A 15,952-nucleotide genomic window follows, 5' to 3' on the forward strand; every position below is an offset into this window, starting at 1 on the left:
AAAATTAGAAAGTTTAATTAAATAGAGATTGCTTTGTAACTGTGTATTAATGAATATTCTATCTATTAGGACTAAACAACAGCGTTTCTAAAGGGTTAGAGAAACACCAAAAGAGATCTGAATGTTAAGTTAATAGTACCGGCCCATACTAACAAGTAATTTAATTATTTATAAGTAAAGGAAGAAAAGTAGCTTGTGGGGTTAAGTTAAATTAGCTGTAATTGATACTGCCGATAGGATTAACAAAACAAGATAAAAATATCTCTTAGATCGACTCCTTTCTAAATAAAAATGATAAATAAAAATACGATGAATAATAGCTGCTAGAGGATAGCTATAGGATTCAAGGCAACTGAACCAAGCGGGGGGATCAGAAAGAATAAATTCATTTCTTTTAAATAAATTTATTAAATTTTATTTATCACCCTTATATTACCTTTTTTTTTTTTTTTTCAACACTAAGTACATAAAAATATTTATTTTTAAATATTATATTTGTAAATTAGCAAGTTTAGTAGTTATTTTACTATTGTGATATAAATCACTGGTGATAAATTGATGCTAATGGCTAAGTAATCAATTATTGCTTTATTATTTTTGAATATTTTTAGATATTAGTTAACTTTTTCACAATTATTGTGATATAATACATAGGAACAAGAAATCCACTTGTTTATTTTAAGTTAGATATTAGAAAAGCTCGTCAGTGAAACAGCACATCCCTTTATCCAATTAACATCAACAACATTATTTGTTTCATGATTGAGTTTACTAAGTTGAAGTCTAATCTCTCCTGCACTAAGAGATTAGGCTTTTTTAGTTAATTAGAGATAAAAATTAAAAATAAATTAGAAAACTTATTGAAATGTAATTTTATTCATGGTAATATTTTATTCATCGAAAAAGAAAAGAGGACAAAGATATGCTTTTTGCTACAAATACACAACAAAACATTATTATTATTCGGGTCATTATTTAGGTGATGCGGATAATTTAATGTTGTTCGCATTACCTGAGATTAAAGGCAGTGCGAACAGTGAAACGGTAGCGCAATATCTTTGGCAGCCAGTTAACTGTTTAGCAGTTAGCTGGTTTTTATTTTTTGAAAGGGTGATGAATAAAATGGAAAGCGACATTTTAACTGAAAGAGATGACAGACGCTAGTATTAAATAATCTAGAGAGGTAAGAGAAATGGAAAATACAGTTACAGCAACACAAACTAGACCAAAATTACGACGTGACCCGGTTAAAACAGTTATTTTAGCATCAATGATGGGAACGGCGATTGAATTTTTTGATTTTTATGCTTATGGAACTGCATCAGCTGCCTACTTCCCCAAAGTTTTCTTTCCCCAGATGACGCCATTATTAGCTACATTGCTTAGTTTATTGACATTCGGGGTTGCATTTGTTGCCCGGCCGGTTGGGTCCTTCCTTTTTGGTCATTTTGGTGACCGCCTTGGCCGAAAAAAGACATTAGTGGTTTCATTACTTGTCATGGGTGTTTCAACTGTGACAATTGGTTTTATCCCTGGATACCAATCAATCGGCGTATGGGGAGCACTGTTGCTATGCTTATGCCGGTTTGTTCAAGGGATCGGACTTGGTGGCGAATGGTCAGGTGCGGTCCTTGTTGCAACCGAAAACGCTCCGGCAGATAAGCGGGCCCTATACGGTTCCTTCCCCGAGGTCGGCGCACCAATTGGTTTCTTCCTATGTAACGGACTCTTCTTCGTTTTGGAACGAGTTTTAACACCAGCACAAATGATGAGTTTTGGTTGGCGGATTCCATTTTGGGCATCAGCAGTCCTAGTATTTATCGGTTTATATGTTCGTCGCCGTTTACAAGAAACCCCGTTGTTTAAGTTAGCACAGGAAAAGGATAATACGACTAAGTCTCCATTGCGGGAAGTTTTCCGTACGAATTGGCGGGAAATCCTTAAAGGGACATTTATCATGGCTGCTACTTATGCTTTATTCTTTACTTTAACGACCTGGTCATTATCATATGCGACGACGGCACTTGGATTTAGTCCATCTGAGTTTTTACTTCTTTTAATGGGAGCCATTGTTGAATTTGCTGTTCTTATTGTTTTAACTTCTGTTTTAGCAGATAGGGTTGGCCGAAAGAAAGTGCTATTAACAGCTTCAGTAGCGCTAGTAGTTTACTCCCTTGTTTTCCCAATGTTCCTTACCGGACAGCATAATCTTACCGGAATGCTGTTATTCCTTGGTGTTGGTTTCTTAGTGATGGGTACTTTGTATGGCCCTGTTGGCGCAGTTTTACCAGAACTCTTTCCAACTAAGGTTCGTTATTCTGGCGCGGGAATTACTTATAACCTTGCTGCTGTGGTTGGTGCCGCGGTTGCTCCAACAATGACTACTTGGCTAATTGCACATTATGGCCTCCACTCAGCTGGATATTACATGCTTGCTTTGGCTGTATTAGCAGTTGTATCGTGGCTTACAACTAAAGAAACAAAGAACGTTGACTACACAAAGTAATATTTTGACCCATATTATTCATAATTATTATCATGATAGCGGAATCGGCAAATTAGATTGCTGATTCTGTTTTTGTTTAAAACGATAATTTGCTTATCAAACTACAAAAATAAACAAAATTATTTCATTTGTTTATAAATTTAAATATCATCAAAAAGCGATTTTATAATGGTAAACAACGCAATATAAAATGATAAGTAAATTCACAAGGCGGCTTTAAATGTTACTCTGCCAAGACTTTAAACTAGTGAAAACTAGAAATAGGTATGCTAATATATTACCTGCTCATTTTATCAGAGAGGAAGAGAGTTATATGATTCGACGCCATGTTGTAGAAGCGGGTCTTGCCACACTTTGTTCACTGGTCATAATTGTTGTCTTGATGATGTGGTGGGCTGGGCAGTATGCACATTTTGTTATGACGGCAATGATGGTAATGATTATTTTGGGGTTGGTTGTTGGTAGCCTTATTCCTAGCATTGCCGTTACTTGGTTAGTTATCGGTTTGACAACAATCGGCAGCGCAATTTTATTGTTAGGATACATAGTAATGGAGACCCCGTTAAAGCTAATGCTCCTCGCTGCATTTCCCCTGACAGCAGCGTTAGCTTATTTTAGTCGTTATGTGATTGGTGAGTTAGGCTGGTTAGATCGTAATCGTAAAGATATTGAGAGTTATGCCGCCTACTATAACCAGGTTGTAAAACTACAAACGGGATATAACGCCAACAAAATTTATCAAAAAGAGGTTCGCTTTATTATTAAAGAACAAATAGCGGACTTGTGGATCGATGTTACCGCTATTCATTGGGTTCATAACCAGCAGTTTCGTCAGTTTCATCATGATGATTATAATCAGGCGTTGCAACAAATTGCCCACGTATTAAAAGAGCGCCGGTTACCGTCAGAGGCATTATATTTCCTGGGAAATGGTACTTTTTTAATTTTGTCGTATCATTTGCCCAATATCACGTTTGCCTATCAAAACCAAAGTACCCGTGAAGGCCTAGCAGATTTACTAATCGGGAAGGCAACGCCGCAATTTAAATGGGGACACTTAAAGGTAGATGATATTAATGTAACATCGTTTGAGACATTAGAAAGTGTAATGCGCCATATTGAGAGAGATATGGAAACAGACATCGTTGTGGAATACTTAAGAGGGGAGTCATAAATAAATGGTACGGACGTTTTTCTGGTTGGCGATTGTTGTTACCCTTGTCTTTTTTATCCTCGCAATGGTTTTTGCGGTTCTTCAATGGATAATTTATTTCCGTATTGAGCAGACAACCTTAAATACTGATAGAAACGAGAAAAAATAATGCAAGAATTTGTAATGATTGTGACACTGTTATCGATTTGGAGTTCATTGCTAATGGCCTCGTTAACCCTTGCCGGGGCAGTTCATTTTTGGTTAACACATAGCAAAAAAGTAGTTGATATCGAGCCGCTAGAACATTATCCATCAGTTACGATTATTGTTCCGGCACATAATGAGGAAGTTGTTATCGCACAGACAACTAGGGCGATCCTAGACTTAAATTATCCGGCTGATAAGGTCGAATTATTGATTTATGCTGATAATTGTGGTGATCAGACTGCTAGACGTGCAAAGGCTGTATTACAGATGATCAAATATAAGCACCGTAATGCACGCGTGATTGAACGTCACGGTCAGGGTGGCAAGGCTGGTGTCTTAAATGATGCTCTCAAAGTTGCCAAGGGTGAATACATTGCTGTTTATGATGCCGATGCGATGCCAGAGAAAAATGCCCTGTACTTCTTAGTACGTAAAGGGCTAGAAAATCCGCAAAAATATGTGGCAGTATTTGGTCGTAATAAAACGAGAAATGCTAAGCAAAACTTTTTAACCCGTTGCATTAACCAAGAAATCGTTGTCACTCAGCGAATCCAGCATTGTGCAATTTGGCATTTATTTAAGATTGGCCGGATCCCTGGAACAAACTTTATCATTAAACGCGAATACGTGAAGTCGATTGGCGGATGGGAGAATGGCGCTTTAACCGAGGATACGGATATTTCATTTAAAATTATGCAAAGCGGGAAATTAATTGCGCTAGCTTATAATTCAGAGGCCTTCCAGCAAGAACCTGAGCAGCTTAGGGATTACTATTTTCAACGATTAAGGTGGGCAAAGGGCAATTATCAGGTAGTATTAAAAAACTTTAGACACTTATTTGATCAAAGTAATTGGCGGGTGAAACTAGAAACATTTTACTATTCCTGTACATTTTTCTGGTTCAATGCCGCAATTGTCCTTTCAGACATTATTTTTATCACGAATATCATTTTCTGGTTTATACATCTTTTTAAGCCACATGTACTAATACCATTTACATTTGGTGAGAGTAATATCCTAATTGCCCAACTATTGCTATTTAACTGGTTATTAATGATTATTCTTTACGTTTTACAAATTACAACGGCTTCTGCAACTCAATTTGGTCAAGCAACCAATAAACAAATTTGGTTAGCTCTTGCATCATATTTTACATATTCACAATTGTTTATCATTGTTTCGATTAATGCAGTGATTTCAGTAGGAATTGATAAGTTAATGCACCGTGATGGAACCAAATGGGTAAAGACCAAACGATTTGCGGACTAGAATATTAAGTGAGGAGCGAGTGCAGGGATGAAACGCCCAGGATATATTTGGCTGCTAGCAACGATAGTAGCATTCATGTACATTACGACGTTGGTGCTAGTTCGGACAAAGAATCCGGAACATATCCAACGGCAGGCTTATGAACGATGGCAGAGCGGATATTTAGTAGCAAAGAATGATCAGCAGACTTTTGTTAATACAAGCAATAACAAAACACGGCCAATTGCCTTATCAGAAGCGCAGGGTTATGGTCTTCAACTTATCGCAAAAGCTGGTGAGAAGGGCTGGGCAAGGCAGGCTGATTTTGAAAAGCTATTAAATTATTATTTAGCCCATCGTGACTATGTAAATGGTCGGCAAACCTATTTAATGGCATGGCGTCAAAAGTATAATAAGCAGGGAAAATGGGTAACTGACCATAACAGTGCTACAGATGGTGATTTATACATTGCGGCGGCATTGCATCATGCAGCTGTAGTATGGCCCAATCGATCAGCCTATTACCAAAAAATAGAACGTAATATTGCAGCAGATATTTTAAGATACGAATATAACCCAACCACGCAAACATTAACTGTTGGTGATTGGGTTACAAAAGAATCAAAATACTATTATTTATTACGGACGTCAGATGTTATGCCAGATGTGTTTGACGATCTTTATGAAACAAGTCATGACATTCAATGGCAGATTGTTAAAGATAATATGCTGGACCGGCTTGTTACATTAAGCAGCCAACATCGGACAGGGCTTGTACCGGATTTCGCGTGGGCAGGTGAGAAAACTACTAGTGCAGTAAAGGCACGGACAGTTGCAAGTATTCATGATGGTGATTACGGGGCCAATGCTTGTCGAGTTCCGATGATGCTTGCCCAAAGTGATGATCCCCGCGCGCAAAGGGTCTTAAATAAGATGATGAGGTTTTTTAGTGACCAATATTATATTACGGCAGGGTATTCATTGGAAGGACGCCGCTTGGTTAAGTACCAGTCAAATAGCTTCAGCGCACCGATATTTTATGCTGTTAGCTGCAATCGTAATAAGGGATATGACAACTTATTTGTTAGTCAAAAGTATATTTTTAGCAAACCAGTGACGACAAGAAATTATTATGATGCAACTTTAACAACGTTAGCTGCCTTAGAAGGGATGAATTAAATTCCTTCGTCAGTACAGAGACCTTGTTGGTGCAATACTTTCATGATCTCATCACGCTTGGTATGATGATGGTCAAGTTTAGCCCCGGCAATTTGATTGGTGAATGAATCAATTCGCCGGTTCGCATCACGCAGGTCATAGTAAGTAGTAACTTCTTGGTCATAATCCGCTAACTCGTCAAGCTTAATTTCTCGATTATAATCATTATCGAATGCAATAAATTTTAATGGAAGACGGGGCTTTAGTTGTGGCTGTTGATCAGGAATACCAATCTGCAGACCTAAAACGGGAAAAGTCATTTTGGGAAGGTCGAGAATATCAATAATCTTTCGCGGATTATTCTTGATTGAACCAAGGGGAACTACGCCAAGGTTCATACTTTCAGCGGCGGTTATCACGTTTTGGGCGGCCATAATTGCATCATCAACGCCCTGGAAGAAAATATCAGCGGTATGGAGCCGGCCATCATCCTTACCCTTTTGTTGCCGAATTTGTTGGTTACGATAGAGGTCAACTAGGAAGATTAAAAGGTCACCATTAGCTCCTACGTATGGTTGTTTGCTTACTTCCCTAATAGCTGTGCGCTTATCTGGATCGGTAATGTGCATGATGGACATTTGTTGCATAAACATGCTGGTTGGCGTATGACTGGCAACGGAATAAAGAGTAGTTAACTGTTCTTTGGAGAGGGATGTTGGCTTAAAAGCACGAATTGTCCGATGGTTTAATTGCTGTTCAACAGTATTATTTTTCATAGTAATAACTCCTCTATGTGTAATTAGTGAAGGGAGTGGAGCAAAAGTTAATGATAACTTGCGCCCTACTCCCTTATTTTGATTTTTTTAAAGCAGATGTTGTTCTTCCATCAACTCACCAATCCAGTTCTTCTTAACTTTCTTAAGTAACGGTTTCTCAATGACCTTTGGAATTGGCAAGTCCATTTCTTCGAGTGGCTTTTTATCATTCATGTAGTACATTGCCCGCATTAATTCCCGAATATCATAGATTGAATTAAATACCTCTGGAACACCGCGATCAACATTAAGGAGACTATAGACGGCTTCCATTGCAGTCCGAACTGAATATTCAGTTGTGAAGACAGTATCACGAGTTGGCGATTCAGCAAAGTTACCAATAAAGGCAAGGTTAGCAGAACCTTCTGGAACAACAGCAGGACGGTCACCCTTAACCCGTGGCATAAAGTAACTGGTAACAAATGGCATGTAAACTGGAACTGTATTAATCGATTCTTCTTTTGCTAAATCATCAATTAAGGCTTCTGGAACGCCGAGGTGGTAGAGCCATTCTTTAGTAATTTCTTCGCCAGTACAATCAACAATCCGTTTTTTAATGTAATTACCTTCTGTGTCAGAGTAGAGGCCATAGATCCAGACAATTGTTTCATTTGGCTTTTGGCTCTTAAAGTGTGGCTGACGGTGGATTGTCCAGCTTAGCATCCAGTTGGAGTCGGTAACAGTAATAATTCCACCAGTATTTACCTTTCCGTCATGAAGATCACGTTTAGTTAAGCGTTCAATATATGGTTCAACTTGTGGATTTTCAATAGTTGCGGTTGCAGAAATAAACCAGCTACGGTTAGGGATGTTTTTGCAGAAGACATCTGGATGACCAAATGCTGGTGATTGTTTAGCGATGTTTTCCCATAATTTCCAACTGCCGCCAAGTGCACGAGTTGGTTGCGCAACTTGATGATGACTACCATAGTTGGAACTTTCGGTAATCGATCCATTAGTGACAAACACAAGGTCATTATCGGTTAAATCAATAGTTTTATCTTCGCCATTTTGTTTGAGAATGATCTTTTTGGCGTGCTTCTCACCATTCTTGGTATCAACTAGGACATTTTGAACTTGTGTATCATACTCAAACTTTACGCCGTGGTCCTTGAGGTAGGCAAGTAATGGTTTAGTCATTGATTCATATTGGTTATATTTATTAAATTTAAGAGCTGTAAAGTCGGGTAAGCCGTCAATGTGGTGGATAAACCGCATTGCGTACCGGCGCATTTCAGCTAAAGAGTGCCACTTTTCAAAGGCAAACATGGTTGACCAGTAAATCCAAAAGTTACTCTTGAAGAAATCCTCAGAGAAGTAATCGCCGATGGTTAAGTCACCAAGCTGATCTTCAGGTGTCAGAATCAGTTTCATTAATTCCTTAGTAGATTTGCCAAGAAGATACTTACCATCTGTTGGAACTTCATTACCGCGCTTGTAGGTTAGTCGGCAATTTGAACTGTTTGGATCATCCTTATCTAACCAGTAATATTCATCGAGATAAGAAGCGCCTGGAATCTCTAGTGATGGTATCGAGCGGTACATGTCCCACATACATTCAAAGTGATTTTCCATTTCCCGACCGCCACGAGTAACAAAGCCAACGTCTGGACGATCTTGACCATCTAAGGAACCACCAGCAATTGGCAATTCTTCAAAGATATGGATATTCTCACCTGGCATTTGTGCGTCCCGAATTAAAAAGACAGCAGCGGAAAGACCAGCTAAACCAGCACCAACAATATACGCTTTCTTGTTATCAACTCCCGCCGGTTTACGCGGACGAGCGAATGCTTCATAGTTCCCGTTTGAATAATACATAAAAACGTCTCCTTTCAAGGAAAAGCAATATCAATAATCCTATTTATATTGTAGCGCTTTCTCAAGATGATTTCCTGGGAAATAAAAAAGGGTTTAGAATTTAACAAAAACGCTTATAATTAGTTGAGTAATCTTTAATATGAGGAGGGATAAAAGTGATTGAAATAAATAAACACAAATATACATTTCCCAAAATTCTTACATTCGGTTTTTTAATTGTTATTTTTATGGGAACAATTTTGCTCTCCTTGCCGTTTGCAACGCGGACTGGAGAAACAACCAACTTTATGACCGCTTTCTTTACGTCAACCAGCGCAACTTGTGTAACGGGATTAACATTAGTTAGCACCGCCCATCATTGGACATTATTTGGGCAAATCGTAATTGCAATTTTAATGGAAGTTGGTGGTCTGGGATTTATGACATTTGCGGTTATGATGTCGCTTCTTGTCCGTCAACGAATGCGGATGTCCACGAGACTTTTAACTCAGGAGGCACTCAATCTTGACCATCTCTCTCAGTTAAATATTGTATATCTTATTATTCGATTATCACTATTGATCCAGTTAGCAGGAGGAATTTTCCTATTTTTTGATTTTTACCCTCGCTATGGTCTGGGAAGGGGAATTTGGTTTAGTATTTTTCATTCGATATCGGCGTTTTGTAATGCTGGTTTTGACTTGTTTGATAATAGCATGGCAAACTACGCGAATGATCCGTATATGTTATGTGTATTAGCGGTTTTGATCATTGCGGGTTCACTTGGCTTCTTAGTATGGAAAGATATCCTTAATTATCTTAAATACCACCGTTTATCATTACATACGCAGTTAGCATTGCGAACCGGAGCGGTTTTATTTGTTTTATCGGTTATTGTTTACTTTATTACGGAGAAAAATTTAGCTCAGTTAAGCGATAAATTAACTTTTACTAACCGCATCATCAATACTATTTTTATGGCAATAACTCCCCGTACTGCTGGGCTGGTTACTTTTCCTTATACTGACCTAAGTGCTGCCGGTATTGCTTTTACAGTTATTTTAATGTTTATTGGTGGAACGCCAGGATCAACTGCCGGGGGTGTTAAAACAACTACTATTGGCTTATTAACTATCCAAAGTTTTGCAACGTTAAGAGGACAACGTGATACAACATTTGCTCATCGTCGTTTTACACAGGAAAATATTTATCGTGCTTTGACGTTGCTATTTGTTGCTTTATTTATTCTGCTTGTCGCAATCCTGGTACTTGTAGAGACTCAAGATTTACCAAAGCATGATTCATTGGCTTATGTTACCTTTGAAGCGGTGGCAGCGTTTGGAACAACAGGAATTTCTCTAGGGATTACCACGCACCTGAATTTATTAGGACAATTTATTATTATGTTTCTAATGTTTGTTGGACGGGTAGGAATTTATACTGTTATGTTCTCAATTTTGAATGCTAGTACAGCAGCGAAAAATTATCGTTATCCAGAGGAGAGTGTGTTAATTGGCTAAAAAAGAAAGTTACGCAGTTATTGGGATTGGACAATTTGGCGCATCGATATGTGAAGCGTTAGTACAGGCAGGACAAGAAGTATTAGCGATTGATTCCAGTGAAGAAGTGGTTAATGAGTTTGCTGGTTCTGTTATGCGGGCAGTAATTGCGGATGCACAAGATGAAGACGCCTTGCGTGACCTTGACATTGGTAGCTTTGACCATGTATATATTTCAATCGGAAAAAACGTTGAAGCTAGTATCATGGCGACCCTGATTGCTAAGGAACTAGGTGCACCCGATGTAATATGCCGGGCAGAGAATGTGAACCATGCGCGAGTTCTTGAGCGAGTCGGCGCTGACATGGTGGTTCGTCCTGAACATGACTTGGCAGAACGGCTGATTTTTCAGCAACTAAATCCCAGTGTAATCGACTATGTAACCCTTAGTAAGGAGATTACACTGGCAGAAGTTAATATCAATAATCCTAAGTTTTTTGGTAAGACCCTTGATGATTTAGACTTTCGTAACCGATATAATGTTAATGTGATTATCATCGTTAGCCAAGATGATGAAGTCAACCAGATGCCGCAAGCTAATGATGTAATTCAACCGCATGATAAGATTACAGTCGTAGGAAATTTAAAAGATATTCGAAAATTAAACGATATTGTTAGTTAAATAATAGGTGAAGAGAATTGAGAGTTGTAATTGGAATAGTTATTGTTGTAGTTGCTTTGGGAATAATCTATTGGTTTATCCAGCGTCGACGCGAATGGGATAGAATAGGTGCTGATCTAAACATGAAGGGGAATGTTCAGATCCTTGACATGAGTGTCAGCAATGGAAAAGCCCTTATTAATTTTGCCAAGCGATTAACTAGTCCGGGCAAGATCATCGGTATTGCAGCAAATGAGAAGCAGGAGCAAAGATTAAAAGAGCTGATCAAAGAAGCTGCAGTAGCTGATCGTGCTAAAACTGTGTTGACTGATGTTACTAATTTATCATTTACCGACCATTGTTTTGATTTCGTGATTATTGCAGGACTTCAACAGGTAAAGCCAGCAATTACGCGAGGCCGTGTTCTTCAGGAAGCAGTGCGGGTGTTAGCAGCACACGGCACATTAGTGATTATTGATTCTGGTAATATGCAGCGGTATGAACAACTCTTGGAATATTATGGCATTAAGAATATTTCAGGTAGAAAAATTAATGGGCAAAAAGTAATAGTGGCGAAAAGGCTTTAAAAATGGTGGTTAGTAATTGGGAAAAATCTAAGTTAACCACCATTTTTATTTAGTCGCTAAAATAGTTCTGTAATTGTTTGCTGTCCAGCTTATAACTAGTTTTGACACATTCCTTTATCGCTGCCTCATTAATTCCCATTTTTTGTAATTTTACAATAAGCGCTTTAATATCCTTTTCTTGAATATTATTTATTTCATGCCACTTGCTCTTTAGCTTATCTTGTTCGTTTTGTAATTTAGCTTGATCTTCAGCCAATTTACTTTTACTCTCATTTAGTTTAGTTTGATCTTCGGCTAATTTACTTTTGTCTTCATTTAACTTAGCTCGGTTTTCAGCTAATCTACTTTTGCCTTCTTCTAACTTGGCTTGCCCTTCTTTTAACTTACTTTGCGCTTCTTCAACCTTTGTCTGCAGTTCCTGTATTTTTCGCTCCCGAATTTGCTGGTCCATTTCATACATTGAGAGTCGCATATATTCCGCCCTCCATTTCCGATTTTGCTTGACTTTCCGCATCCTTTCCCTTAATTTTACGACAAAAGCATCTGGTTCTTCAATATTCCGCTGGGCAATTAAGTCAAGAACTGCCTGCATTTTAGGGGTTACATCATGGTTGCTTGATGGAATGTTGAATAAGATGTCGGTTTGCCCGTCTCTAATGATATGTTCTGGTGCATTATCGATATGCTTATGCAGTGTGTAACATTGAAAGCCGAGATTAAAGGGATCAAAGTTGCAAAAGAAAATTACATAGGAATTATCAGCAAAATCATATGTTTTTCCCTTATCATATGCTTCCATTGTACTAGCGGCTTGGTAATAACGAATTCGCTTAGCAAGGTTATGTTCGTTAACGACTTGCATTTCAATATCGTAGTGATTATTCCGCTCATCAGTTGTATAGATATCAAATCGTACTGCTTTTGCATCCGGTGCGAGTGAGAATTCCTGCTGGTTATTGGGGTATTGAATATCTTTTATATTTAAGTCTGGTAAAATCCTTCGCAATAGCTCCAGACAAATCTCCTTATCTAGCATCACCTTATTAAAGATGTAGTCATCTGTTAAATCGGCATTGTCCCACTTTTTGCGTAATTCGTTGTTCATGCTTATTCTCCTTGGATAAAAATTCGGATGAGACCTCTCCTATATTTTATATACGCAATAAATTGGAAATTGCATTATTTTATTTAAGGATTATTTACTGAGCCTTACGATCGTTTACTGAAAATGTATTAAAGGTGATAAATAAAAATTATATACTTACCACATAACCGCTATGTAGAGTGGTGGTTAATTAAATGAGGGGAGTAATATAATTATGAATATGAAAAATAAATTAATGCTATCAGGTGCCTTATTGGTAGCGGCCTTAACTTTAGGAGCAACGACTGTAACAGCTCATGCTGCAACTTATGATGAGATGAATGCAAAATGGAATCAAAAGATGGAAGCAGATAATAAAAAGGGACTTGTTAACGCTCCTTGGCTTGATCTCCAATCAGCAGCTGAACAAGGTGATTCAGAAGCACAAGCATGGATGAAGCAAGTTGATGGTAACCAAAGCAGTGCACAGTCACAACAGGGTCAAAACGTAGCACCACAAACCCAAAATGTTAATAACGCAAACAGTGCTAATACTACTACTGGAACTACTGGTAACAATTCAGCTCAAAGTAATGGTACTGTTCAAGGTAACCAAGGTGTTGCTACAAGCAATAAGGCAACGAGTACAGCAGCTACTACCCAAGGTAACACTGTAACGACGAGTGCCGCTCCAGTTAAGGCCGACAATGGTGTGAAGACCTTACCACAAACTGGTAATGCTGATACACAAGCCGCAGCTGCAACTGGTTTAGGCTTAGCAACTCTTGCCGGAATGTTTGGTTTCGGCTACATGAAGAAGCGCGCTTAAGCAATTATTTAATTTATCTTTTCTAAATTAAAAAGCAGAGTTAAACGAAACGTTTGGCTCTGCCTTTTTGATTAGATTATGAAATAAAATAAATTATTCATCATTGGTATAGATATCTTTTTAATGTACTTTTATTACCCTTCCCAACATTAAAATTCTCAATTTATGCTGTCAAATAGTATTGACTAGTTTTAATAGATGTCGTATGTGTAACTTGCTGACAGGACATTCTTCTCCATTATAGAAATAGATCTTTTTCGTGGGTCAACATAGTCTATTTGTCGCAAGTTAACTAAATAACTCCGATGAGCACGAAAAAAGCGGTTATCCATTTTTTCAATATCACGAAGATTATAATTCAACTGTCTTTTTTGCTTGTTAACAGTGTTTAAAATTGACGAATGTGAGTTACCAGAGTTTGACTCAAAATAATTGATATTCTTGAAGGCAACTTTAATTGTGTTTGAATAGTCTTTATAGACAAATGGTAATTCAGTTTCATTGCTTTGAATTTGACTAGAAATATGATGAATATCTTTACGCAATTCAGTTAAGACATTATCATGTTTTTTTACTATAAAATCTAATGCATTAATTCGATATTTATATGAAAAATATAATAACTCATCATGGGTTGCAATAAGAATTAATGAGGCAAATTGATCATGTGTACGAATATATTTGCTAAGTTTGAGAACGGAATTATTTTTTATGTTTATAAGGTCAAATTTTGAGGGGGGGGGGTACAGCTCAACGCTATTTGTTTTGTATTATTTTTATTAATTTCAAGATCTAAAATAAATACATTAGATTGACTTGGTTGTGGAAGATTCTTTTTTAAGTCATCAGTATTGGTAAAGACTTTGCAATCAACTTTGATATCTAAATTGGTCCCAATCTTTTCAATGTTGTTTTTCATTTGATGGAGCTGAATCGGATCGTCTTCCAAAATAAATACGTTTAGCATAGGCTATCTTCCCTTACAGTAACAAATTTCAGTATTGAATATATCATCACCGCTTACTGAAAATAAAGGGAAAATACTGAACTTGTAAAAGAAAGTGTAGAACGCTGAAATTAACGATAGAACAGTGAAAAACTAAAATAGAACAAGTAAATTCAGTCCAGTTACCACACTGGCTAAAAAATATCCAAGTATAGTTTGCCAAGGTGCATTAACGTGTTGGCCCATCATCTTTTTACTGCCAGTTAGTGCCACTAAGGGATATAAGGTGAATGGTAAAGCAATGCTTAAGACGATTTGAGCGTAGATAATTAATTGTTCAAATTGCTCTTCGTTAAAGTTAATCATAAAGCCGATAATTAAAATCGGTACCAGGGTAACTGCTCGTGTCAATAGTCGCCGTTGCCATAAGGGTAAACGGATATTGATGAATCCTTCCATCACGATTTGCCCGGCTAATGTACTAGTGATGGAGGAAATTAGCCCCGTTACTAATAAGGCAAAAGCAAATAGCCAACTCATTAATGGACTGGCAAGACTACCAACAATATGCGGATTTTTAAGCCCATAAAAGACATCTTCCAGACTACCGAGACTGGCGGTATGGAAGAAAAGGGTGCCGCCGAGGACCAGTAAAAGAGCATTGACGATAAAGGCAGCGAAAAGGTGAATTAAGGAATCCCAATTCGCAAAACGGAGCGTTTCTTTAACTTGTTTGGGGTCATGTTCATCATAGCGGCGGCTTTGGGCGAGGGATGAGTGCAGGTAGATATTATGGGGCATAATTGTAGCTCCAACAATTCCGAGACTGATTAGTAACTCGCTGTGATTGGTAAAGATAACAGATCGTGGAATAAATCCATCCATAATTGCGGTAAAGTGGGGATGAGCACGGCACACTTCAATGGCAAAGATTATTCCGACAATTAAAATTGCACTAAGGACAATAAACTCAATCCGTCGAATCCCAAAGTGGAGGAAAAAGAGGACTACTAAAACGTCCGCAATTGTTAGGATTACCCCAATTAAAAGCGGTAATCGAAATAACATATTTAACGCTACGGCTGTTCCCACGACTCCTGTTAGGTCAGTGGCCATCATTGCGACCTCATTGAGTAGCCAGAGTACAATTCTAAGTGGCTTTGGCAACCGGCTGGCAATGGCTTGAGCAAGGTCGGTACGGGTGGTGACACCAAGTTTAATTGACAATGATTGCATGAACATGGCAATTAGAATCGCGGTGAATAGGATTACAAGTAGCTGGTAGCGGTATTGGCTTCCCCCGGCAAGGGATGTCAGCCAGTTACCAGGGTCCATATACCCGACCGCTACTAAGGCTCCGGGGCCGCTATATGCGAGGAATTTTTGACAGAATGCACTTTCGTAAACATTTGGTACGTCAACACTCCCGTTGATTTCATCTAAACTTTTATGTTGCATT

General features: G+C 38.1%; 15 protein-coding genes. 9 read left to right on the forward strand and 6 right to left on the reverse strand.

Annotation, left to right across the window (positions count from 1 at the left end):
• Window positions 1-1,192: 1,192 nt before the first annotated feature.
• The 5 genes from H5S41_RS06635 (at window position 1,193) to H5S41_RS06655 (ending at window position 6,293) form a co-directional block, all read left to right on the forward strand.
• Window positions 1,193-2,506: an MFS transporter gene (locus H5S41_RS06635; protein WP_182597742.1), complete on the forward strand. Its 1,314-nt coding sequence runs from the start codon at window positions 1,193-1,195 to the stop codon at window positions 2,504-2,506.
• A 313-nt stretch (window positions 2,507-2,819) separates the two neighbouring features.
• Window positions 2,820-3,680 carry a hypothetical protein gene (locus H5S41_RS06640; protein WP_182602764.1) on the forward strand — a complete coding sequence of 287 codons (861 nt, stop codon included), beginning with the start codon at window positions 2,820-2,822 and terminating at the stop codon, window positions 3,678-3,680.
• A gap of 4 nt (window positions 3,681-3,684) precedes the next feature.
• On the forward strand, window positions 3,685-3,828 hold the full coding sequence (locus H5S41_RS06645) for a hypothetical protein (RefSeq protein ID WP_182602765.1): 144 nt from the start codon (window positions 3,685-3,687) through the stop codon (window positions 3,826-3,828).
• On the forward strand, window positions 3,828-5,135 hold the full coding sequence (locus H5S41_RS06650; RefSeq protein WP_182602766.1) for a glycosyltransferase family 2 protein: 1,308 nt from the start codon (window positions 3,828-3,830) through the stop codon (window positions 5,133-5,135). The genes H5S41_RS06645 and H5S41_RS06650 overlap by 1 nt, the downstream gene beginning before the upstream one ends.
• Before the next feature lie 27 nt (window positions 5,136-5,162).
• Entirely contained in the window at window positions 5,163-6,293 is a 1,131-nt protein-coding gene (locus H5S41_RS06655; protein WP_182602767.1) for a glycosyl hydrolase family 8, read from the forward strand.
• Here H5S41_RS06655 and H5S41_RS06660 read toward each other — a convergent pair.
• Window positions 6,290-7,048: an NADPH-dependent oxidoreductase gene (locus H5S41_RS06660; RefSeq protein ID WP_182602768.1), complete on the reverse strand. Its 759-nt coding sequence runs from the start codon at window positions 7,046-7,048 to the stop codon at window positions 6,290-6,292. The genes H5S41_RS06655 and H5S41_RS06660 overlap by 4 nt on opposite strands.
• Before the next feature lie 87 nt (window positions 7,049-7,135).
• Window positions 7,136-8,908 carry an oleate hydratase gene (locus tag H5S41_RS06665; protein ID WP_182602769.1) on the reverse strand — a complete coding sequence of 591 codons (1,773 nt, stop codon included), beginning with the start codon at window positions 8,906-8,908 and terminating at the stop codon, window positions 7,136-7,138.
• Between the two features lie 155 nt (window positions 8,909-9,063).
• On the opposite strand from H5S41_RS06665, the gene H5S41_RS06670 reads away from it, so the two are divergent.
• The 3 genes from H5S41_RS06670 to H5S41_RS06680 are packed head-to-tail and all read left to right on the forward strand — an operon-like array spanning window position 9,064 to window position 11,634.
• Window positions 9,064-10,407, forward strand: a complete 1,344-nt coding sequence (locus tag H5S41_RS06670; RefSeq protein ID WP_182602770.1) for a TrkH family potassium uptake protein — start codon at window positions 9,064-9,066, stop codon at window positions 10,405-10,407.
• On the forward strand, window positions 10,400-11,068 hold the full coding sequence (locus tag H5S41_RS06675) for a potassium channel family protein (RefSeq protein WP_153709850.1): 669 nt from the start codon (window positions 10,400-10,402) through the stop codon (window positions 11,066-11,068). The genes H5S41_RS06670 and H5S41_RS06675 overlap by 8 nt, the downstream gene beginning before the upstream one ends.
• A gap of 17 nt (window positions 11,069-11,085) precedes the next feature.
• Complete coding sequence (locus H5S41_RS06680; protein ID WP_182602771.1) at window positions 11,086-11,634, forward strand: class I SAM-dependent methyltransferase; 549 nt, start codon at window positions 11,086-11,088, stop codon at window positions 11,632-11,634.
• Between the two features lie 49 nt (window positions 11,635-11,683).
• Here the strand turns inward: H5S41_RS06680 and H5S41_RS06685 are convergent, their stop codons facing one another.
• Complete coding sequence (locus tag H5S41_RS06685) at window positions 11,684-12,739, reverse strand: Rpn family recombination-promoting nuclease/putative transposase (RefSeq protein WP_182602772.1); 1,056 nt, start codon at window positions 12,737-12,739, stop codon at window positions 11,684-11,686.
• 214 nt (window positions 12,740-12,953) lie between these two features.
• Between H5S41_RS06685 and H5S41_RS06690 the strand changes: the two genes are divergently transcribed.
• On the forward strand, window positions 12,954-13,547 hold the full coding sequence (locus H5S41_RS06690) for an LPXTG cell wall anchor domain-containing protein (RefSeq protein WP_182602773.1): 594 nt from the start codon (window positions 12,954-12,956) through the stop codon (window positions 13,545-13,547).
• Between the two features lie 191 nt (window positions 13,548-13,738).
• Here the strand turns inward: H5S41_RS06690 and H5S41_RS06695 are convergent, their stop codons facing one another.
• From H5S41_RS06695 to H5S41_RS06705, 3 genes are all read right to left on the reverse strand, one after another.
• Window positions 13,739-14,092 (reverse strand): LytTR family DNA-binding domain-containing protein, encoded by a 354-nt coding sequence (locus H5S41_RS06695; protein ID WP_182602774.1) that lies wholly within the window; start codon window positions 14,090-14,092, stop codon window positions 13,739-13,741.
• A gap of 170 nt (window positions 14,093-14,262) precedes the next feature.
• Window positions 14,263-14,514 (reverse strand): response regulator, encoded by a 252-nt coding sequence (locus H5S41_RS06700; protein WP_182602775.1) that lies wholly within the window; start codon window positions 14,512-14,514, stop codon window positions 14,263-14,265.
• A gap of 132 nt (window positions 14,515-14,646) precedes the next feature.
• Entirely contained in the window at window positions 14,647-15,951 is a 1,305-nt protein-coding gene (locus H5S41_RS06705; protein WP_182602776.1) for an Nramp family divalent metal transporter, read from the reverse strand.
• Window position 15,952 lies beyond the last annotated feature (1 nt).

Source organism: Limosilactobacillus albertensis, assembly GCF_014145555.1.
GTDB lineage: Bacteria > Bacillota > Bacilli > Lactobacillales > Lactobacillaceae > Limosilactobacillus > Limosilactobacillus albertensis.